This is a genomic window from Serratia montpellierensis, assembly GCF_020858655.1.
In the GTDB taxonomy this organism is placed as follows: domain Bacteria; phylum Pseudomonadota; class Gammaproteobacteria; order Enterobacterales; family Enterobacteriaceae; genus Serratia; species Serratia montpellierensis.
In genome coordinates this window covers 48,789-70,103 of record NZ_VOSN01000010.1, presented here as the reverse complement: position 1 = coordinate 70,103, position 21,315 = coordinate 48,789, and the positions used below count along the sequence as shown (strand labels likewise).

Below are 21,315 nucleotides of genomic sequence, written 5' to 3'. Positions count from 1 at the left end.
TTTTACCTTATGCAATAACGCCAAGATCCTTACCGATACGTGTAAACGCCGCCACTGCGCGTTCGATTTGCTCCGGGGTGTGGTCGGCGGACATCTGGGTACGAATGCGCGCCTGGCCTTTCGGCACCACCGGATAGAAGAAACCGGTCACATAGATGCCTTCCTTAAGCAACGCATTGGCGAATTCCTGCGCCAGCTTCGCCTCACCCAGCATGACCGGGATGATGGCGTGATCGGCACCGGCCAATGTGAAGCCGGCGGCGGTCATTTTTTCGCGGAACAGACGCGCGTTGGCCCACAGGCGATCGCGCAGGGCGTCGCCCTCTTCCAGCAGTTCCAGCACTTTGATCGACGCGGCAACGATCGCCGGCGCCAGCGAGTTGGAGAACAGGTACGGACGCGAACGCTGGCGCAGCCACTCCACTACTTCTTTCTTGGCGGCGGTGTAGCCGCCGGACGCGCCGCCCAGCGCTTTGCCTAACGTACCGGTAATGATATCGACGCGGCCCATCACTTCGCAGTATTCATGGGTGCCGCGCCCGTTGGCGCCAACAAAGCCCACCGCATGGGAGTCATCCACCATCACCAGCGCCTGATACTCGTCCGCCAGATCGCAAACCCCTTTCAGGTTGGCGATCACGCCGTCCATCGAGAATACGCCGTCGGTGGCGATCAGAATGTGGCGCGCGCCGTCGGCTTTGGCCTGCTTCAGCTGCGCGGCCAGCTCGGTCATGTCGTTATTGGCGTAGCGATAGCGCTTGGCCTTGCACAGGCGCACGCCGTCGATGATCGACGCGTGGTTCAGCGCATCGGAGATAATGGCGTCTTCCGGGCCGAGCAGGGTTTCGAACAGCCCGCCGTTGGCGTCGAAGCAAGAGGAGTACAGGATCGCGTCTTCCATGCCCAAAAAGGCCGCCAGTTTCTGTTCCAGCTGCTTGTGGCTGTCCTGGGTACCGCAGATGAAGCGCACCGACGCCATGCCGAAACCGTGGCTGTCCATCCCCGACTTGGCGGCGGCGATCAGCGCCGGATGGTTGGCCAGGCCCAGGTAGTTATTGGCGCAGAAGTTGATCACATGGCTGCCGTTGGCGACGGCGATATCCGCCTGTTGCGCGGAGGTGATGATGCGTTCTTCCTTGAACAGCCCTTCACTGCGAGTGGCGGCAAGCTGTTGTTCCAACTGCTGATAAAAAGACGCTGACATTCGGTTATCTCCAGGATTGGGCTATTTGCGGCATATTTTACTGATTTGTAACCAAACTGACGAGAATGCGCGGGAGAGAATATTAAAATTGCAGCAGATATCACGGCAAAAAGCGGACTTCAATGGCAATGCGGGATATTAGGAGCCCTTCCGCTGTTTGCCGCGGCATGAAATGCTATGATAACCGCCATTGAGCGTGGGGCATTGTGCCCCGCCAGCAGCTTAGCAGGGGTAACCCAATGATTATCGTCACAGGCGGCGCCGGCATGATCGGCAGCAACATCATTAAGGCACTGAACGACAAGGGATATCGCGATATCCTGGTGGTGGACAACCTGAAAGACGGCACCAAGTTCGTCAACCTGGTCGATCTGGACATCGCCGACTATATCGATAAAGAAGACTTTATCGCCAGCATCATGGCCGGCGACGATCTGGGCGATATCGAAGCGGTCTTCCACGAAGGCGCCTGCTCCGCGACCACCGAGTGGGACGGCAAGTACATGATGGACAATAACTATCAGTACTCCAAAGACCTGCTGCACTACTGCCTGGACCGCGAAATCCCGTTCCTGTACGCCTCCTCCGCTGCTACTTACGGCGGTCGCGAAGAGTTTATCGAAGAGCGTGAGTATGAAGCGCCGCTCAACGTATACGGCTACTCCAAATTCCTGTTCGATCAGTACGTGCGCGAGATCCTGCCGGAAGCGGACTCACAGATCTGCGGCTTCCGCTACTTCAACGTTTACGGCCCGCGCGAAGGCCACAAAGGCAGCATGGCCAGCGTCGCCTTCCACCTGAACACCCAGATCAACCGCGGCGAAAACCCGAAACTGTTCGCCGGCAGCGAAAACTTCAAGCGTGACTTCATCTACGTCGGCGACGTGGCGGCGGTTAACCTGTGGTTCTGGGAGACCGGCAAATCCGGCATCTTCAACTGCGGCACCGGCCGGGCGGAAACCTTCCAGGCGGTGGCTGACGCGGTGGTGGACTTCCACCAGAAGGGCGCGGTGGAATACATCGAGTTCCCGGAAAAGCTGAAGGGCCGCTATCAGGCGTACACCCAGGCCGATCTGACCAAGCTGCGCGCCGCCGGCTACGACGCACCGTTTAAAACGGTCGCCGAAGGCGTGAAAGAGTACATGGCCTGGTTGAACCGCACCGCATAAGCTGAAGGATTTACGCTGGGTATGAAAATACTGGTTATCGGCCCTTCTTGGGTTGGCGACATGATGATGTCGCAAAGTCTCTATCGCACCCTGAAGGCCGAATACCCCTCGGCGGAGATCGATGTGATGGCACCGGCCTGGTGCCGCCCACTGCTGGCGCGCATGCCGGAAGTCAATCAGGCACTGGCGATGCCGCTGGGCCACGGCGCGCTGGGGCTCGGCGAACGCCGCCGCCTGGGGCGCGCCCTGCGCGCCAACCGTTACGATCGCGCTTACGTTCTACCCAACTCGTTCAAATCCGCGCTGGTGCCCTTTTTCGCCGATATCCCGCAGCGCACCGGCTGGCGGGGCGAAATGCGCTATGGCCTGCTGAACGACGTCCGCGTGCTCGACAAGGCGGCCTTCCCGCTGATGGTGCAGCGCTACGTAGCGCTGGCCTATGACAAAGGCCGCATCCAGCGCGCCGACGATCTGCCGCAGCCGCTGCTGTGGCCACGGCTGCAGGTGAGCGACGAAGAGATCGCCGACACCACCGCAGCCTTCAACCTGACCGACAGCCGGCCGATCGTCGGCTTCTGCCCAGGCGCGGAGTTCGGCCCCGCCAAACGCTGGCCGCACTACCATTATGCGACGCTGGCTCAGCAGCTGATCGAGAGCGGCTATCAGGTCGCGCTGTTCGGTTCGGCAAAGGACCACGAGGCCGGCGAACAGATCCGCGCCGCGTTGCAGGAAGACGCGCGCGATTTCTGCCTTAACCTGGCCGGAAAAACCCAGCTGGAGCAGGCGGTGATCCTGATCGCGGCCTGCCGGGCGGTGGTCAGCAATGACTCCGGTTTAATGCACGTTGCCGCCGCGTTGAACAAACCGCTGATAGCCTTATACGGCCCAAGCAGCCCCGACTTCACGCCACCGCTCTCCGACAAGGCGCGGGTGATTCGCTTGATCAGCGGCTACCACAAGGTGCGTAAGGGCGATGCCGAGCAGGGATACCACCAAAGTTTGATCGATATTCAGCCGCAGCAAGTGTTGGATGCGCTGACGCCGTTACTTGTCGCCAGCGAGGAATAGTCATGCAGGTGTTAATCGTCAAAACGTCCTCGATGGGAGACGTGCTGCATACGCTGCCCGCCCTGACCGACGCGCTGCAGGCCATTCCCGATATCCGCTTCGACTGGGTGGTGGAAGAAGGTTTCAGCCAAATCCCCACCTGGCATCCGGCAGTGGATCGCGTGATCCCGGTGGCCATTCGCCGCTGGCGCAAAAACTGGTTCGGCAGCGACACCCGACAGCAGCGCTGCGACTTCAAGCGCGCGCTGCAAGAACGCCGTTACGATGTAGTGATCGACGCGCAGGGCCTGATCAAAAGCGCCGCGCTAATCACCCGCGTCGCCAAAGGCAACAAACATGGCCCAGACTGCAAGAGCGCGCGCGAGCCGTTCGCCAGCTGGTTCTACAACGTGCGCCATGAGATAGACAAACAGCAGCACGCGGTGGAACGCACGCGCGAGCTGTTCGCCAAAAGCCTCGGCTACGATAAACCGGGCAGCTACGGCGATTACGCCATCGCCGCGCGTTTTCTCAGCCGGCCGCCGGTCGATGCCGGTCAATATCTGGTGTTTTTGCACGCGACGACGCGTGACGACAAGCACTGGCCGGAGCAGAACTGGCGCGAGCTGATCGCGCTGGCGGCCGACAGCGGGCTGAAGATCAAACTGCCGTGGGGCGCAGAACATGAACATCAGCGCGCGCTGCGTTTGGCGGAAGGTTTTTCACATGTCGAAGTGCTGCCGAAGCTCAGCCTGCAGCAGGTGGCCGAGGTGCTGGCCGGCGCCAAGGGCGTGGTCTCGGTCGACACCGGGCTCAGCCATTTGACCGCCGCGCTCGACAAACCGAACATCACGCTGTTCGGGCCAACCGATCCCGGCCTGATCGGCGGCTACGGGCAAAATCAGCACTCGCTGATTTCGCCGGAAAAGAGCATGGCGACAATCGACGCCGATACGGCATGGCAGGCGTTGCAAAAGGTTATAGCATGAAAAAACTGCATATTATCAACCTGGGTAAAATGGGCGGCGTCGAGCGCCTGTTCCTGCAGTACATCAACGATACCACCGACGGTAGCAACCAGGTGTTGTGTATCAGCGGCGACATTGGCGAAGAGATCCGCCGCCAGTTGCCTGCGCATCAGCCCGTCACCTTCGCCAATCGCCTGATCAATGCGCTGCCGCTGCGCTGCCCGCAGTTCCTGCGTAAATTTTTGCTGAAGTGGAAAATTGAACGGGCGAACGCCGACGTGGTGATCGTCTGGGACCTGGTACCGGGGCTGGCGGCCAAACCCAAGCGCGGCAAGCTGGTTTACTACGATCACGGTTGCTCCTGGCGTTACCCCAAGAATAAAAAGACGCTGAGTTTCTTCGCCATGCTGGACGGCGTCATTTCCGCCTCGCACGCGTCGAAGCGGGTGATGGAGCTGCGTTTTAATCTGCCTTGCCCAAATCACGTGGTGATCAACCGCATCAAGACGCCGGCGGGGATCGACACTGCGCCGAAAACGCTGTCGCAGCCGGTCAGGATCGGCACCGCCTCACGCCTGGTCAGCCTGAAAGGCATCAGCGTTTCATTATTGATGATGCAGGAACTGCTGCGGCGCGGGCATGACGTCACGCTGGAAGTGGCCGGCAAAGGGCCGGATCGCGCGGCGTTCGAGGCACTTGCGGCCCGGCTTCAGCTCGGCGATCGCGTCACCTTCAGCGGTTATCAGGATGACGTCGCCGGCTTCTTCAATCGCACGCACATCTACATGAGCACGCCGATCACCGAGCCGTTCGGCTTGTCCTGCATGGAATCGCTCTATTTCGGCGTGCCGGTCATCTTCCCGCAGGTCGACGGCCAGCCGGAAGCGGTGAAGGACGGGGTCTGCGGCATTGGCCTGACGCCGTCGGTCACCGTCGAACAACACCGGCAGCTCACCGATATCGAGGTCGACTTCCCGCATGAGGTCTACGATCCGTTGACCGACAGCCTGGTGGCGCCCAAGCTGCTGTCGCATCTCGACTGTGCGGATGCCGTTGAGACATTGCTGGCGCGCGACACCTACCAGACTCTGAGCCGAAATGCGCAGCGCTATCCTGCGGAACATTTCAACTATGCTCAGTTCAAAGCTGAGTTCGACGACACGCTGCGATCCTTTATCGCTTAATTGAAACGTGAGCCGGAAAACACGCCCGATGCTAAAACACAGAACGCCGCACCCTGCCTTCAGCTACTTGATCTATCTGGGATGCGCCATCGCTTTTTGCACCATTCCTTTCGGTTCCGCGACCGGACGCAATCTGTTCTACGTTTCCAGCTACATCGCCTTTATCGCCGTTTGCCTGTACCCGCGCTACTACTTCAGCAACGTTAGAAATCTGCTGCTGCCCGCGCTGATGTTCAGCGTGGGGATGGGAACCATCCTCTGGATGCATCACTTCAAACAGCCGGGCGAATATATCAATGTTTATCGTTCCTATATGTCGACCGGCAAACTGCAGCTCGCGACCGCTTTCATCTTACTGATCGCACTCAATGAGCGGTTGTGCGTGCAGCGCCTGCTCATCGTCGTGGCTCTCGCCACCGGCCTGGCGGTCAACGGCTATTCCCTCTATCAGGGATTGCGGCTGGATATCCCGCGCGTAGAGCTCAACTTCGATCGCGCCACGGTCGCCGCCTACCTGATGACCGCCATCGATCTGGTGATGATGCAAGCCATTCTGATGCTGCGCACCCGCTACCGCCTGGTGTTGTACATCGCGGCATTCCTGCTGTCCTTCTCTGCGCTGGTGCTCACCGGCACGCGCGCGGCCATGTTGGTCTACCCGGTGGCAGTCTGCCTGTCGTTGCTGGCGACCAAGCAGCTGGTATCCAGAAAACACAAGTTTATACTGGTTTGCTCGGTGCCATTGTTGCTGTTCATTTGTGGATTCGTCTTTAAAACGCAGATTGAGCAACGCATTGCCGACTTCAAAACCAACATGCAACTGATCGATCAACCCGAGATAGATAACTCCATCATTTCCCGTCTATCGATGCAGGTTATTGCATGGCGCACGGGAACGGATGCCCCATGGGGCCAATCCGCCGAACAGCGCGGTGAAGAGATCCGCACCATGGTCGCACAGCAGCCACACCTGTCTGGCGTCATGCCCTATATCAACGTGCATCTGCATAACGAACTGCTGGAAACCTATTCGCTCAAGGGCGTTTGGGGGGGGCTGCTATTGCTGGCGCTCTATATCAGCCTGCTTTTCTCTTCATTTCGACCACAGCGCAACGCGCTGCTGCTGAGCGTGAGCGCCAGCCTGTTTGTCTACGGCTTGAGCGATGTCATCTTCTTCAGCACGGAAGGCACCGCCATGTTCTGTCTGGCGTTGATCGCAGGGGTGCTCTCCGTGGCGAGACAGCCTTCCGCTCAGGAGCAGACCACGTGAAAATTCAACCACCGCTGCTCAGCGTTATCGTGCCGTTTTATAATAACGAAGCGTTCGTTATCACTGCGTTGGATTCGTTATTTGCACAGATTAGCGACGATATCGAGGTGGTGATCATCGACGATGGCTCTACCGATGCATCAGGGACGCTGGTCAGCCGATATCTGGCGCAGCGGCGGCACCCCCGTGTGATCTTTACTTCACAGGCCAATGGCGGCATTGCGTACGCCCGCAACGTCGGCTTACGGTTGGCTACCGGACGCTATCTCACCTTCCTCGACGGCGACGATCTGCTGAGCGACGACTATCTGGCAATCCTGCGCCCCCTGCTGATCGCCGATGAATATGACCTGATCGATTTTAATTATCAGAAGTTCACCGAACAACCGCCGAAATCCGAGAACCGCGCGACGCAGCCCGTAGCCTACGACTTCTCACAGTTGGGGCTCGGCTGCCTGCAACCACTTTTCGCACGCTCGATGTGGCATCTCTGGAGCCGGGTATATAAACGCACGCTGCTGGAAGGGGAAACGTTCGAAGACGGCAGGCGCTATGAAGACGTGATTTTCACGCCTTTTCAGTATTTCAAAACCCGCCGCATCGCCCATCTGGACTGCGAGCTCTATTTCTATCGGGATAACAGCCAAGGCATCACTCGCAATATCAAACCCAAAGATATTGAAGATCTGCTGTTCGCCATGGAGAAGATGCTGCGTTTTGTGGCGCAGCATCCCGGGGATGAGCCGCTGCGCCGGTTGGCCGCCCTGATGCTGGCCAACTGCTTTTCCGAGGTGAAAAGCATGTCGAAGGTGGTGTACGGCTATTATCATTACGCGCCGACAACGCTGCACATCCTGCGCCGCGCCGCCGATATCTGCCGCAACAGCGACGTGCCGGGTAAAAAAGTCCGCCAGATGCGCTATGCGCGAGTGGATACCTTGCTTTCGAAGCTGCGCAGGCCACGCTAACCGCATCGGCCGAGCGGCCGATGCGTCGCCGCGCCCTCAGCGCGTCAGAGGCACGTGCGCGACCAGCTCATCATAAATCCGCTGCGGCTGGATGACCCCCATCGGGCTTTCTGCCTCCAGCGGCATCGTATAGCCGGTACGCGACACCTGAATGATGCGGTGCAGCTCAGCATCCTGAATCGGGCCGGTGGAGCGTGAGTCGGCGGTCACGAACAGGCTGATGGTTTTCACCTTCAACGCCACCGCCAGATGCAGCGGCCCGGTATCGCCGGTGACCAGAACATGGAAACTGTCGATCAACGTCAGCAAGCCTTGCAGCCCCGTTTTACCGATCTGGTTATCCACGCAGGCCTGCGTTTGCGGGCCGATCAGGCTCATAAACTGTTTGGCCTTGCCGTCGTCGAACGGTGCGCCAATCAGCACGATGCGCACATTTGGGTGCTTCGCCACCAGCTCATCGGCCAGCTGCGCATAGTGCGAAACCGGCCAGCAACGCGACTCTGTTGACGCCCCCAGCTGAAAACCGATGGTGGGATGCTCGCTGCTTTTGACGCCGCGCTGATAATCCACGGGAATTTCCATCGTCGGATCGTCGCTGCGGCAGCCTAAGATGGAAATCAGCTCCAGTTTGCGGCGTACGAAGTGGCCGTAATAATGGAAGATATAGTTGGTCAGCCAAGGCTCCAGCCCGCAAATGCCCGAGCTGTAGTTATCCCTGATAATGTACTTCGCACCGGCCAGTACGGCGCTGATGATGTCATAAGGCAGGTGGGAGTGCAGAATCAGCGCCAAATCCGGCTGATGTTCGCGCAGCGATTTCAGCAACGGGCGTATCGTCTTGATCTTGCTGTCCCAATACACCACGCGATCGTAATAACGGCCGTTTTCCACCAGCTCGCGGTTTTTCTTGTGCACCACCAGCGTGATGTGCGCATTGGGGTAGCGTTCCCTCATCGCCCTCAATGCCGGCGTGTTGAACATGAAGTCGCCCAACGCCGTGGTGGAATAGATGACGATATTGTCAAACTGCTGGGCGCCGTCGAACGTCGCCTTGTCCTGAAAGCGGCCGTACTTCGCCGTATAGCGCCGCAAGAACCAGTCGGCAACCTTAATTTTCCATTTCTTCGACATGTGCGTGCTTAGTTCGCTTTAAGTTGATAATACTCGGCCAGCGTCATGCCTACCGTGCGCTGCTGCAGCCAGTCAAACAGCTGCTCCAGATCGCGATACAGCCCTTCGATATCCTGCTCGGTTTCGAACGTCGGGCTGCCGCCCGGCATAAATTCGGAGGAGTGCAGCATAAATTCGACGTAGTCATGCCCCTGCGCCAGCGACGCTTCAGCCACGCTGATCATCTTGGCCACGTTGCCGCCACTTGGCCGCAGCCAGTTGACGGACGGCGAACGGCGCTTGCCGCGCAGCCGATCATAACCCTGCTTGAACGCGTTCATCAGCGCAGAATGCTTGTACTGAATGCTCATCGGCACTTCCAGCAGCGGCGACGCGCCCGGTTTGGCAATGTTCTGCGGATCGATGAAATAGGCCTGCGACGGGAACCGGCTGTAATCGGTGCCGCCGTTGCCCTGCGGATTGCCCGGCGAAAACTGCCAGTTGACCCGCGGCGTCACCGAACAGTCCACCTGATAGCCGTATTCCAGCAGCAGCGAGGCATAATATTCGTTGAACGCCCAGCGGCCGGCGCGATGGCTGAGCATTTTGGTCTGGAAGGCATCTTCCAGCAGCTTGGTCATGTGATCGACCTTGGCGCGGATCTGATCGACGGGATACTCGATCAAATAAGGCTTGTGTCGCCAGTCGTCGTCGGTCAGCGGCGTCAGCGGCGGGCTGTTCCAGGCGTGCAGGTGCATGCCCACTTCACCCGCACCGCGGGCGATCACGTCGCGCGCGAACTCGACGTAAGCCGGATCCATCGCCATTTCATAGTTGGTGAGATAAACCGGTTTGAAGGCGTATTTTTCGCACAATGCCTGAAAGCGCGGCAAGAAACGCGTGTTTTCGGTCGCGATGCGATCGTGGTTTTGCCACAGATTATCGCCTTCGGTATCAATGGTGATGAGAAACGCCGGTTTAGTCATGAATATCGAGCCTGATATCAACAGAATGCACTATGTTACGCAGGCCGTTTCGCCAGGGCAAACGACTTTGCTGCCTGGTTTGGACAACGTTGAAGCGCATTCGTCCCCGGCCCGGCGATTTTTTTGCAGCCCGGCAAGAAAACCTTGCAACAGTAGCCACATGCGATCGGGTCATTTAGAATCAAAGATTGGTTTCCCAGATAGCGACTCATGATGAACGACGCGCCAGCCCCAACTTCCGCCCCATCCGTACAGCGTATTTTGATCATAAAACTGCGCCATCACGGCGATATGCTGCTGGTCACGCCGGTCATCAGCAGCCTGCGGCAAAACTACCCGCAGGCACAGATCGATGTGCTGCTGTATCAGGAAACGCAGGAGATGCTGGCCAGCAATCCGGAGCTGTCGACGCTGTTCGCCATCGACCGCCAATGGAAAAAACTGGGCGCCCGCGCGCATCTGGGGCACGAGCTGGCGCTGCTGCGCCGCCTGAAGGCGCAGCGCTACGATCTGGTGGTCAACCTGGCCGATCAGTGGCGCAGCGCCATTATCACGCGCCTGACCGGCGCGCGCATCCGTCTGGGCTTCGATTTTCCCAAACGCCGCGGCTTTCTGTGGCGCCACTGCCACACGCAGCTGGTGCCGGTCGACAATCACGCCCACCTGCATACCGTCGAACAGAATCTTTCGCTGTTGGCGCCGCTGAGCCTGCCCGCGCTCAGCGAACATGTGACCATGAGTTATCAGCCACAAGATTGGCAGGCTTGTGAGCAACGGTTGCAGAAACAGGGCGTCGCCGGCAGTTATATTGTGGTACAGCCCACCTCGCGCTGGTTCTTCAAATGCTGGAGCGAAGAGAAAATGGCCGCCACCCTCACCGCCTTGCAGGCCGACGGCCACCAGCTGGTGATCACCTCCGGCCCCGACGCCAGAGAACAAGCCATGGTAGAACGCATTTTGGCGCTCTGCCCGCCGCAGGGCGTGATCTCGTTGGCCGGCCAGCTGACGCTGCGCCAGCTGGCCGCCCTGATCGACCACGCCAAGCTGTTTATCGGCGTGGATTCGGTGCCGATGCACATGGCCGCCGCGCTGCAAACGCCGTGCGTGGCGCTGTTCGGCCCTTCCAAGCTGACTTTCTGGCGGCCATGGCAGGCTACCGGCGCCGTGATCTGGGCCGGCGACTTCGGCGAACTGCCCGATCCGGACGCCATTGATACCGGCACCGACGAACGGTATCTCGACCTTATTCCTACAGACGCGGTGATTGCAGCCGCGCGGAGCACGCTGGCATGAAAGCATTTCGTTTGGCGATCGTTCGCCAAAAATACCGCCCGGACGGCGGAGCCGAACGTTTCGTTTCCCGCGCCCTGGAAGCGCTGGAACAACAGGATCTCGATCTGAACGTCATCACCCGCGAATGGCAGGGTGACGCCAATCCCAACTGGCATATCCACCTGTGCAACCCGTTAAAACTCGGCCGCATCAGCCGCGAGCGAGGCTTCGCCGTGGCGGCCAGGGCGCTGTGGCAGAAAGAGCGTTTCGATCTGGTGCAAAGCCACGAGCGCATTCCCGGCTGTGACATCTACCGCGCCGGCGACGGCGTACACCGCCGCTGGCTGCTGCAGCGTGCGCGTCTGCTGCCGGAATGGCGCCGCAAATGGCTGTTCTCCAATCGCTATCACCGCTATGTGATGTGCGCCGAACGCGCCATGTACGCCGCGCCGGAGCTGAAAGCCGTCATCTGTAACGCCGAGATGATCAAGCAGGAAATCATCGCCGACTTTGGCGTGCCCGCCGACAAAATCACGGTGATCTATAACGCCATCGACAATCAAAAGTTCCCGCCCGCCGACGAGGCCCAGCGCCAACGTCTGCGCGAGCAGTATCAGATCCCACAACAGGCGCACTGCCTGATCTTCGTCGGCTCCGGCTTTGAGCGCAAAGGGCTGGCCGCCGCCATCCGCGCCGTGGCGGCGACCGACAGCCACCTGTTAGTGGTCGGCAAAGACAAGGCCGAAAAACGCTACCGGGCGCTGGCGCAGTCGCTGGGCTGCGGCGATCGGGTTCACTTTATGGGCGTGCAGAAGCAGACCTTGCCGTTCTATCAGGCCGCGGACGCGCTGCTGCTGCCGACGCTGTACGATCCGTTCCCGAATGTGATTCTGGAAGCGATGTCGTGCGGCCTGCCGGTTATCACCAGCACCACCTGCGGCGGCGCCGAGTTTATCACCCCCGGCCAGAACGGCTTCGTGACCGACGCGCTCGACGTACCGGCCATCACGGAGGCCATTCGGGCGCTGCCGCGCCAGGCGCTGGGATCATCCATGGGCGAAGCGGCGAGATTGCGCATTATGACGGCTACGCCGGCGCATCTATCCGAACAGCTGATTTCCCTCTATAACCGGTTACTGGATTAGCTATGCGTATTCTGATGATCATCGACGGCCTGCCGGGAGGCGGCGCGGAAAAAGTGGTGCTGACCCTGTGCCAGGGCATGCAGCAACATGGGCATGACGTCAGTCTGATCTCGCTGCGCGACGTCTGCAATTACCCTATCCCGTCAGGCATTGATTATCAGGTGGTGGCCGATCGCAGCCGTGCCCCCTGGCGCAAGCTGACCGAGCTGTCGCGCCGCGCCGCCGCGCTGGATCGGGCGATAGCCGAACACGAGCGCCAACGCGGCGCGTTCGATCTGGTGTTCTCCAATCTGCATAAAACCGATCGCATCGTCAGCCGCAGCAAGCGGTTGGCTGCGGATCGCCTGTGGTTCTGCATTCACGGCATTCTCTCCACCTCCTACCTTGGCCACCGCAAGGGCCTGGACCGCTGGCTGAAGCAGCGCAAAATCGCCAACGTTTACCAAGGGAGAAATATCGTCGCCGTTTCACGGGCGGTTGGCGACGATCTGCAGCAGAACTTGCCGATTCGCCCACGCCGGCTGGCGGTCATCAACAACCCGTTCGACATCGACGCCATCCAACAACAGGCGGCTGCGCCTTGCGAACTGGCCGGCCAGGACTATCTGGTGCACGTCGGCCGCTTTCACGCCACCAAGCGGCATGACCGTCTGCTGAAAGCCTATGCGCACTCGGGCATTCAGGCACCGCTGGCCTTGATAGGCACCGGGGACGACGCCCGCGTCGCCGAGGTCAAACGTCTGGCAACAGACTTAGGTATCGCAGAGCGCGTGCTATTCCTCGGTTTCCAGGCCAATCCCTATCCGTTTATTCGCCATGCCTCGCTGCTGGTGCTCAGCTCCGACAGCGAAGGGTTTGGTAACGTGCTGGTGGAATCGCTGCTGTGCGGCACGCCGGTGGTCAGCACTCGCTGCCCGGGCGGCCCTGCGGAAATTCTGGAAAAAGCCGGCATGGCTAACGCGCTGGCGGAATTAAACGAAGCGTCGCTGGCAGAAAAAATGGCGGAAATTTACGCCAATCCGCCGCAGATAAATCAACAGCAATTGCTGAGTTATGGGCTGGAGCCTATTTGCCGTCAATATATTGAGCTGAAAGAAAAATAATAGAGAAATAAATAAGGCAGGGGATACCTGCCTTATTTTCTTCGTTAGCTGAGCGCCTGCATTTTCTGCCAAACCTCATCGACAGAAACATCTTCACAGTGCCCCGACTCACTCTGCAAAATATGATGACGGCCGGTCCATGGATGCCAGGAGGCTTTATCGGTATCGCCAAAGAACACCACCATGTCCTTATTCAGCGCGGCGGCAAGATGCATCTGCCCACCGTCGCTGCACAGCACCCGGTCGCATAAATCGAACCCGCCCAACAGCTCGCGCACCGAGGCCGTCGGATAAAGTGCGACGCGTTCGTTTTGGCACAGCGCCAACAGCTGTTCGGCGCGCTGCCGATCGCCGATGTCGTCCGGCGCCAGCGTGCCCTGCGGTGACCAGAAGATCAGCACGCCGGTGTGGGGATCGGCAACCAGACGGTTGATGATTTCGGCATAGCGTTCAACCGGCCAACGTCGTTTCGGGCTGCGGCTGCTGATGTGTACGGCGCATACGCGTTCGACCGGCGGCAGGCTTTCTTGCAACCGCTGCGCCGCCAATTGCCGCTCTTCAGGCGTCAGAAACACCCGCACCGGCGGGATCGGAATGGATTGGTCGGTTATCGCCGATAAATAACTGTAGGTGTGTTCGACCTGATGGAGGCCGCGGAAATCGTCCTTGCGGAACGGGCGATGAATCTCTTTCGTACCCAAATCGGCGCCGATGATATGGGTGGCGCCGGCCATTTTCGCTAAACGCAGGCTGTATTTACAAGGCACCGGGTTGGCCAGAATGACCGCATCGAACTTTATTTTTCGCAGCTTCAGGAAGATCATCAGGCGTTCGAAATAAACGCCCAACGTCGTTTCATTTTTCGCTTTGTGCTTGGCCTTTTTATAGACAAAGACTTTCTCGAGATGAGGATTGTTTTTAACAACGTCCTGGCTGACTTTATTGATCAGCAGATAAACTTTAGCGTCCGGATAGGCAATTTTCACCCCTTCAATCAGAGGCGTGGTGCAAACAAGATCGCCGATGTTGTCGCGGCGAATAATTAAAATATTCTTCATTCCGAGCCTGTCGGCGAAATCGCTCGCCGGTTGTCTGAAACTGACACCCAAGGTTACCAAATTAGCGCCTTTCCCTTCCAGTTATGGTACTATTCCGAATAACCCATATAAATGAAATTGATAGAATGTTGCTGCGTTTATATCAGGTACTACTCTACCTCATCCAACCCCTGATCTGGCTCCGCTTACTGCTGCGCAGCCGCAAAGCTCCAGCCTACCGTAAACGCTGGGCGGAACGCTATGGCTTCTGCGCCGGGAAAGTCGTGCCAGGCGGCATCATGCTGCATTCCGTCTCCGTCGGCGAAACGCTGGCGGCCATCCCGTTGGTACGGGCGCTGCGCCATCGTTACCCCGCTTTGCCGATAACTGTGACCACAATGACCCCAACAGGTTCAGAACGCGTCCAGTCCGCTTTCGGCAAAGACGTACATCATGTCTATCTGCCCTACGATCTGCCCGGTTCCATGAACCGCTTCCTCGACCAGGTGAATCCCAAGCTGGTGATCATCATGGAAACCGAGCTATGGCCTAACCTGATCAACGCGCTGCATCAGCGGCAGATCCCCCTGGTGATCGCCAATGCGCGTCTGTCGGCCCGCTCCGCGGCCGGCTATAAGAAAATTGGCGGGTTCATGCGCGATATGCTGCGCCGCATTACGCTGATCGCCGCACAGAACCAGGAAGACGGCGATCGGTTTATCGAACTGGGCCTGAAGCGCTCGCAGCTGGCCGTAACCGGCAGCCTGAAATTCGATATCTCCGTCACCCCGGAGCTGGCCGCCCGCGCCGTTACGCTGCGCCGCCAATGGGCGCCGCGCCGCCCGGTGTGGATCGCCACCAGCACCCATGACGGTGAAGAAACCATCCTGCTGGAAGCCCACCGCAAACTGCTGGAAAAACACCCCGACCTGCTGCTGATCCTGGTGCCACGTCACCCGGAACGCTTCCCGACTGCCAAAGAGCTGGTGCAGAAGGCCGGCTTCAGCTACACCCTGCGCAGCAGCGGCGAAATCCCGTCCGGCAGCACCCAGGTGGTGATCGGCGATACCATGGGTGAGCTGATGCTGCTGTACGGCATCGCCGATCTGGCCTTTGTCGGCGGCAGTCTGGTGGAGCGCGGCGGGCACAACCCGCTGGAAGCGGCCGCGCACGCCATCCCGGTGCTGATGGGGCCGCATACCTTCAACTTCAAAGACATCTGCGCCAAGCTCTCGCAGGCCGAAGGCCTGATCACCGTGACCGACGTGGATTCGCTGGTGAAGGAAGTGGAAACCCTGTTGACCGACGAAGACTACCGTCGCTACTACGGCCGCCATGCGGTGGAAGTGCTGTATCAGAATCAGGGAGCGTTGCAGCGCCTGCTGCAGCTGCTGGAACCGCACCTGCCGCCCCGGAGTCACTGAATGAGCAGCCGCAAAAGCCTGTCGGTGGTGATGATCGCCAAAAACGAAGCCGGGCTGTTGCCGGACTGTCTGCGATCGGTCGAGTGGGCCGATGAAATCATCGTGCTGGACTCCGGCAGCGAGGACGACAGCGTTGCCGTCGCCGAAAGCCTGGGCGCCAAAGTCTTCACGCACACCGACTGGCAAGGGTTCGGCAAGCAGCGTCAGCTGGCACAAAGCTACGCCAGCCATGACTACGTGTTGATGATCGACGCCGACGAACGCGTCACGCCCGAGCTGCGGCAATCCATCGAGCAGGTGTTGAACGCGCCGGACGACGGCGCCGTCTACAGCTGTGCGCGGCGCAACCTGTTCCTTGGCCGTTTCATGCGCCACAGCGGCTGGTATCCCGACCGCGTCAATCGCCTGTACGCCAACCAACGCTATCGCTATAACGACGATCTGGTGCACGAATCGCTGAACATCGGCGGCGCCAAAGTCATCCCCCTCAGCGGCGATATGCTGCACCTGACCTGCCGCGATTTCTTCGCCTTCCAGCGCAAACAGCTGCGCTACGCCGAAGAGTGGGCCACGCAGCGCCACCGGGCCGGCAAGCGCTGCGGCTATCTGTCTATCCTGACCCACACGCTCGGCGCCTTCGTCAAAACCTGGCTGCTGCGCGCCGGCTTCCTCGACGGTAAACAGGGGTTGCTGTTAGCGGTGGTCAACGCGCAATATACCTTCAATAAATATGCCGCATTATGGGCATTGGGCCGCAACTACTCAGAGAAGTGAATCATGACCAGCAAAGCCATCTATCCCGGGACCTTCGATCCCATGACCAACGGCCACCTGGATTTAGTGACGCGCGCGTCACTGATGTTCGATCACGTGATTCTGGCCATCGCCGCCAGCCCAAGCAAAAAGCCGCTGTTCAGCCTGGATGAGCGCGTGGCGTTGGCGACGCAGGTCACCTCGCATCTGGACAATGTGGAAGTGCTGGGCTTCAGCGAGCTGATGGCGCACTTTGCCGCTCACCAAAATGCCAATATCCTGGTGCGCGGCCTGCGTGCGGTGTCTGACTTTGAATACGAATTGCAGCTGGCGAACATGAACCGCCATTTGATGCCGACGCTGGAAAGCGTGTTCCTGATGCCTTCCGAGGAGTGGTCGTTCATCTCCTCCTCTCTGGTGAAGGAGGTCGCGCGTCACGGCGGCGATATCGCGCCTTTCCTGCCTGACGTGGTCACCCAGGCACTGATGGCGAAGCTCGCCGCCGAGTGATGCTCAGCGCTGGCAGCGGCGGCAAAAGAAGGTGCTGCGCTGCCCGTGCTTGGCGGATTCGATCGGCGTGCCGCACGCGCGGCACGGCTCTCCTGCCCGCCCATAAACCTGCAGCTCCTGCGCGAAATACCCCGGTTTGCCGTCCGACTGCAAAAAGTCGCGTAATGTCGTACCGCCCTGCTCGATAGAACGCTGCAACACCGCCTTGATGGTCTTCACCAGCAGTTCCGCTTCGGCTTTGCTCAACGATCCCGCCGGACGATCGGGCAGGATCCCGGCGCTGAACAGCGATTCGCTGGCGTAAATATTGCCGACCCCGACCACCAGCTTGTTATCCATCAGCCACGGTTTAATCAACGTGCGCTTATTGCGTGATTTTTCATACAGGTAGTCACCGTTGAACGCTTCGCTCAGCGGTTCCGGCCCCAGGTGCGCCAACACGCTGCTGGTCGCCAAATCTTCGCACCACAGCCAGGCGCCGAAACGGCGCGGATCGGTATAGCGCAGGATCATGCCGTTGCTGATCACCAGATCGACGTGGTCGTGCTTGCCGGCTTCGTCTTCGTTTTCCTCGCGCAGCATGCGCAGGCTGCCCGACATGCCCAGGTGCACGATAATCCAACCGTTCTCCAGCTCGATCAGCAGGTATTTAGCCCTGCGCTGCACGCTGAGCACCGGCCGATCGCTCAGCGTCAGGATCTGCTCGGAAACCGGCCAGCGCAGGCGCGCGTTGCGCACCACCGCATACTGAATGCTGTGGCCGACAAGATAAGGCTCTATACCGCGTCTGCTCGTCTCAACTTCCGGTAATTCAGGCATCTGGCTTCCCCTCCGACGTTTTCTACCCTTTATAAAACAAAAAACCCGGCCAAGGCCGGGTTTTTCATTAATCCACTAAAATTATTTAATTTTAGCTTCTTTGTATACTACGTGCTGACGGACAACTGGATCGAATTTCTTCAGTTCCAATTTTTCCGGCTTAGTACGCTTGTTCTTCGTGGTGGTATAGAAGTGACCAGTACCAGCAGAAGAAACCAGCTTGATCTTCTCGCGAACACCTTTAGCCATGATTCAGTTCCTTAATACTTCTCACCACGGGCACGCAGATCGGCCAGAACCGTCTCAATACCCTTCTTATCGATAACACGCATACCTTTAGCAGATACACGCAGAGTTACAAAGCGCTTCTCAGCCTCAACCCAAAAACGGTGTGAGTGCAGGTTAGGCAGAAAACGGCGTTTGGTCGCGTTCATTGCGTGGGAACGGTTGTTACCGCTCACCGGGCGCTTGCCAGTAACTTGGCAGACTCGGGACATGTCTATTCTCCAAAAATCAAATCAGCTCGAGCTTCGTATAGGGTATGGCCGCCTCGTCAGGCTTTTAGAGCCCATCTCAGCAAACTTCATACTGAGGAGACTCTCGTCATCAGGTAGAAACCACACATCAGGTCAGAAACCTGCTGAGATAGGCTCTTGCGCCAAACCCAAGATTCTCAAAGGTGGCGTAGTATACGCTCTGAAGCGTAAGTGCTCAAGTCCCGAACAGCTAAAGATCCCACAAGGATCGCGAAAAAATCGCTTAAAGCCATCCGCGCTCGGCAAAAGAGACGCATTCACCCCGACCGATCACCAAATGATCAAGCACTCGGATCTCCAATAACTGACAGGCTTTCACCACCTGTTCCGTTATCAAACGGTCGGCATGACTGGGTTCAGCCTTACCCGAAGGGTGATTATGCGCGAGAATCAGCGCGGCGGCATTAGCCTTCAACGCTTCGCGTACAATTTCTCTCGGGTAGACGACGACGCTGCTGATGGTACCAGCAAACATCTCCTGATGGCGAATAACCCGGTGCTGATTGTCTAAAAACAATACCAAAAAGACCTCTCGCTCGCGATGCACCAGCAGGCTTTGCAGATAATGCTGGGTGACGCGCGGATTGAGCATGGCGTTTTCCTGCGACAAATGACTGGAAAAGAAGCGCAGCGCCAACTCGGCAATCGCCTGCAGCTGCGTATAGCTGGCGTCCCCCAGGCCTTTTTGGCTGCAAAAAGCCTGATGATCGGCCGACATCAGGTGATAAAGCGAGCCGAACCGGCGCAGCAGCTGCTCCGCCAGCTGCATCACGTGCACGCCGGGCAACCCGGTGCGCAAGAAAATGGCCAACAGTTCTGCGTCGGACAGCGCCGCCGCCCCCTGCATCAACAGCTTTTCACGCGGCGCCAGCGCGCCCGGCCAGCACGCCACAATCGGGTTGCTCATCGTGTTCCTCCCTGAAAGGGCTACAGCATGCCATGTGCTGCCCGGCGCGTTCGACAGGTGTTTGATAACATTGCGAAGTGTTTCGCAAAGCACAATGTAACGCCCTGCAGCCATTGCGGAATCACTCACCTGAACGGCGGATATGCTAAAATGGCGCATCTTTCGGCTTTCAATCGGACAATGATGATGACGGGACTTTCCGGCAAACATATTGTGCTTGGCATCAGCGGCGGCATCGCCGCCTACAAATGCCCAGAGCTGGTGCGCCGCCTGCGCGACAGGGGTGCAGAAGTGCGCGTGGTGATGACCCACGCCGCCAAGGCGTTCATTACGCCACTGACGCTGCAGGCCGTTTCCGGCTACCCGGTGTCCGACGATCTGTTGGATCCCGCCGCCGAAGCCGCCATGGGCCACATCGAACTGGGCAAGTGGGCGGATCTGGTGATTCTGGCGCCGGCGACCGCCGATCTGCTGGCGCGCGTCGCTGCCGGCATGGCCAACGATCTATTGACTACCGTCTGCCTGGCGACCGACGCCCCCATCGCCGCCGCCCCCGCCATGAACCAGCAGATGTATCGCGCCGCCGCCACGCAGGCCAACCTGCAAACGCTGCAGGCGCGCGGCGTGCTGTTCTGGGGGCCGGACAGCGGCAGCCAGGCCTGCGGCGACGTCGGCCCAGGCCGCATGCTGGATCCGCTGGACATCGTCGACCTGGCGAACGCGCATTTCTCCGCCCCGCAGGATCTGCAACATTTGCAGGTTATGATCACCGCCGGCCCGACGCGTGAAGCGCTGGATCCGGTACGCTTCATCAGCAACCACAGCTCCGGCAAAATGGGCTTCGCCATCGCCCGCGCCGCCGCCGCCCGCGGCGCGCAGGTGACGCTGATCGCCGGGCCGGTGAGCCTGCCGACGCCGCCATCGGTCACCCGAGTGGACGTCACCAGCGCGCTGGAGATGGAGCAGGCAGTGCAACAGCGCGCCGCGCAGCAGCAGATTTTCATCTCCTGCGCCGCCGTGGCCGACTACCGCCCCGAGCAGATCGCCGATGAAAAAATAAAAAAACAGGGTGATGAAATCGTCCTCAAGATGGTAAAAAACCCCGATATCGTCGCCGGCGTGGCGGCGATGGCCAAAAATCGACCGTTTGTCGTGGGGTTTGCCGCCGAAACCCAGAATGTGGAAGAATACGCGCGGCAAAAACTGGCGCGTAAGAAGCTGGATTTGATTTGCGCTAACGATGTATCGCTTGCAGAGCACGGGTTCAACAGCGACACCAATGCCCTGCACCTTTTTTGGCAGGATGGAGAAAAGCGCCTGGCGCTGAGCGACAAGGCACTCCTTGGCCAACGTTTAATAGACGAGATAGTCAGCCGTTATGATGAAAAAAATCGACGTTAAGATCCTCGACCCGCGCATCGGTCAGGATTTCCCGCTACCGACCTATGCCACGCCGGGCTCTGCCGGTCTAGACCTGCGCGCCTGCCTGGACAGCGCAGTGGAACTGGCGCCGGGTGAAACCACGCTGTTGCCTACCGGCCTCGCGATCCACATCGCCGACGCCGGCCTGGCGGCGGTGATCCTGCCGCGCTCCGGCCTGGGCCACAAGCACGGCGTCGTGCTGGGCAACCTGGTCGGCCTGATCGACTCCGATTACCAGGGCCAGCTGATGGTGTCCGTTTGGAACCGCGGCCAGAAGCACTTCACCATCGAGCCGGGCGAACGCATCGCGCAGATGGTCTTTGTGCCGGTGGTGCAGGCCGAATTCAACCTGGTGGAAGAGTTCGACGGCAGCGAGCGCGGCGAAGGTGGCTTCGGCCACTCGGGGCGCCACTAAGCGCCACCCAAGGCACGATGGCCGGCAGGGAAACATCGCCTGAACCTTGCCTTTCCGGGGAGAAGG

The 21,315-nt window shown here is 59.2% G+C and carries 22 protein-coding genes; 14 read left to right on the top strand and 8 right to left on the bottom strand.

Annotated features, from left to right (window positions below; translation table 11 throughout):
- Positions 1-7: 7 nt before the first annotated feature.
- Positions 8-1,204 carry a glycine C-acetyltransferase gene (kbl, locus tag FUU19_RS11040; RefSeq protein WP_230489726.1) on the bottom strand — a complete coding sequence of 399 codons (1,197 nt, stop codon included), beginning with the start codon at positions 1,202-1,204 and terminating at the stop codon, positions 8-10.
- A 239-nt stretch (positions 1,205-1,443) separates the two neighbouring features.
- Here kbl and rfaD point away from each other — a divergent pair, with 239 nt between their 5' ends.
- From rfaD to FUU19_RS11010, 6 genes are read left to right on the top strand one after another with little or no spacing between them, the layout of a single operon-like run.
- Positions 1,444-2,373: an ADP-glyceromanno-heptose 6-epimerase gene (gene rfaD, locus FUU19_RS11035; protein ID WP_089186598.1), complete on the top strand. Its 930-nt coding sequence runs from the start codon at positions 1,444-1,446 to the stop codon at positions 2,371-2,373.
- Between the two features lie 21 nt (positions 2,374-2,394).
- Entirely contained in the window at positions 2,395-3,441 is a 1,047-nt protein-coding gene (gene rfaF / locus FUU19_RS11030; RefSeq protein WP_141971924.1) for an ADP-heptose--LPS heptosyltransferase RfaF, read from the top strand.
- A 2-nt stretch (positions 3,442-3,443) separates the two neighbouring features.
- On the top strand, positions 3,444-4,409 hold the full coding sequence (gene rfaC, locus FUU19_RS11025) for a lipopolysaccharide heptosyltransferase RfaC (RefSeq protein ID WP_141971922.1): 966 nt from the start codon (positions 3,444-3,446) through the stop codon (positions 4,407-4,409).
- Positions 4,406-5,572: a glycosyltransferase gene (locus FUU19_RS11020; protein WP_197834477.1), complete on the top strand. Its 1,167-nt coding sequence runs from the start codon at positions 4,406-4,408 to the stop codon at positions 5,570-5,572. Before rfaC ends, FUU19_RS11020 begins: the two co-directional genes overlap by 4 nt.
- 28 nt (positions 5,573-5,600) lie before the next feature.
- Entirely contained in the window at positions 5,601-6,842 is a 1,242-nt protein-coding gene (locus FUU19_RS11015; protein WP_230489727.1) for an O-antigen ligase family protein, read from the top strand.
- Entirely contained in the window at positions 6,839-7,810 is a 972-nt protein-coding gene (locus FUU19_RS11010; RefSeq protein ID WP_202670520.1) for a glycosyltransferase, read from the top strand. Before FUU19_RS11015 ends, FUU19_RS11010 begins: the two co-directional genes overlap by 4 nt.
- Before the next feature lie 36 nt (positions 7,811-7,846).
- Here FUU19_RS11010 and FUU19_RS11005 read toward each other — a convergent pair whose 3' ends face one another.
- Complete coding sequence (locus FUU19_RS11005; protein ID WP_141971914.1) at positions 7,847-8,941, bottom strand: glycosyltransferase family 9 protein; 1,095 nt, start codon at positions 8,939-8,941, stop codon at positions 7,847-7,849.
- Between the two features lie 8 nt (positions 8,942-8,949).
- Positions 8,950-9,906, bottom strand: a complete 957-nt coding sequence (locus tag FUU19_RS11000) for a polysaccharide deacetylase family protein (RefSeq protein WP_230489728.1) — start codon at positions 9,904-9,906, stop codon at positions 8,950-8,952.
- A 210-nt stretch (positions 9,907-10,116) separates the two neighbouring features.
- Here FUU19_RS11000 and rfaQ point away from each other — a divergent pair, with 210 nt between their 5' ends.
- Genes rfaQ through FUU19_RS10985 form a run of 3 tightly spaced genes read left to right on the top strand, consistent with a single transcriptional unit; the run spans position 10,117 to position 13,426 of the window.
- Positions 10,117-11,199 carry a putative lipopolysaccharide heptosyltransferase III gene (gene rfaQ / locus FUU19_RS10995; protein WP_197834473.1) on the top strand — a complete coding sequence of 361 codons (1,083 nt, stop codon included), beginning with the start codon at positions 10,117-10,119 and terminating at the stop codon, positions 11,197-11,199.
- Complete coding sequence (locus tag FUU19_RS10990; RefSeq protein ID WP_130017766.1) at positions 11,196-12,323, top strand: glycosyltransferase family 4 protein; 1,128 nt, start codon at positions 11,196-11,198, stop codon at positions 12,321-12,323. Before rfaQ ends, FUU19_RS10990 begins: the two co-directional genes overlap by 4 nt.
- Before the next feature lie 2 nt (positions 12,324-12,325).
- A complete protein-coding gene (locus tag FUU19_RS10985; protein ID WP_230489729.1) occupies positions 12,326-13,426 on the top strand; it encodes a glycosyltransferase in 1,101 nt (366 codons plus the stop codon).
- A 44-nt stretch (positions 13,427-13,470) separates the two neighbouring features.
- On the opposite strand, the gene FUU19_RS10980 is transcribed toward FUU19_RS10985, so the two are convergent.
- Entirely contained in the window at positions 13,471-14,484 is a 1,014-nt protein-coding gene (locus FUU19_RS10980) for a glycosyltransferase family 9 protein (RefSeq protein ID WP_202670517.1), read from the bottom strand.
- A gap of 125 nt (positions 14,485-14,609) precedes the next feature.
- Between FUU19_RS10980 and waaA the strand changes: the two genes are divergently transcribed.
- From waaA to coaD, 3 genes are read left to right on the top strand one after another with little or no spacing between them, the layout of a single operon-like run.
- Positions 14,610-15,887, top strand: coding sequence for a lipid IV(A) 3-deoxy-D-manno-octulosonic acid transferase (gene waaA / locus FUU19_RS10975; RefSeq protein WP_025304695.1), 1,278 nt, complete (start codon positions 14,610-14,612; stop codon positions 15,885-15,887).
- Complete coding sequence (locus tag FUU19_RS10970) at positions 15,888-16,661, top strand: glycosyltransferase family 2 protein (RefSeq protein WP_015379437.1); 774 nt, start codon at positions 15,888-15,890, stop codon at positions 16,659-16,661.
- Between the two features lie 3 nt (positions 16,662-16,664).
- A complete protein-coding gene (coaD, locus tag FUU19_RS10965) occupies positions 16,665-17,150 on the top strand; it encodes a pantetheine-phosphate adenylyltransferase (protein ID WP_004931181.1) in 486 nt (161 codons plus the stop codon).
- A gap of 3 nt (positions 17,151-17,153) precedes the next feature.
- Here coaD and mutM read toward each other — a convergent pair whose 3' ends face one another.
- The 4 genes from mutM to radC form a co-directional block, all read right to left on the bottom strand.
- Entirely contained in the window at positions 17,154-17,969 is an 816-nt protein-coding gene (mutM, locus tag FUU19_RS10960) for a bifunctional DNA-formamidopyrimidine glycosylase/DNA-(apurinic or apyrimidinic site) lyase (protein WP_004931185.1), read from the bottom strand.
- An 81-nt stretch (positions 17,970-18,050) separates the two neighbouring features.
- Positions 18,051-18,218 (bottom strand): 50S ribosomal protein L33, encoded by a 168-nt coding sequence (gene rpmG / locus FUU19_RS10955; protein WP_002442576.1) that lies wholly within the window; start codon positions 18,216-18,218, stop codon positions 18,051-18,053.
- Between the two features lie 11 nt (positions 18,219-18,229).
- Complete coding sequence (rpmB, locus tag FUU19_RS10950; RefSeq protein WP_004931195.1) at positions 18,230-18,466, bottom strand: 50S ribosomal protein L28; 237 nt, start codon at positions 18,464-18,466, stop codon at positions 18,230-18,232.
- A 262-nt stretch (positions 18,467-18,728) separates the two neighbouring features.
- Complete coding sequence (radC, locus tag FUU19_RS10945; protein WP_087762536.1) at positions 18,729-19,412, bottom strand: RadC family protein; 684 nt, start codon at positions 19,410-19,412, stop codon at positions 18,729-18,731.
- A gap of 183 nt (positions 19,413-19,595) precedes the next feature.
- On the opposite strand from radC, the gene coaBC reads away from it, so the two are divergent.
- Positions 19,596-20,813 carry a bifunctional phosphopantothenoylcysteine decarboxylase/phosphopantothenate--cysteine ligase CoaBC gene (gene coaBC / locus FUU19_RS10940; RefSeq protein ID WP_230489730.1) on the top strand — a complete coding sequence of 406 codons (1,218 nt, stop codon included), beginning with the start codon at positions 19,596-19,598 and terminating at the stop codon, positions 20,811-20,813.
- Entirely contained in the window at positions 20,791-21,249 is a 459-nt protein-coding gene (gene dut, locus FUU19_RS10935) for a dUTP diphosphatase (protein WP_100397017.1), read from the top strand. The genes coaBC and dut overlap by 23 nt, the downstream gene beginning before the upstream one ends.
- The last annotated feature ends 66 nt before the right edge of the window (positions 21,250-21,315 follow it).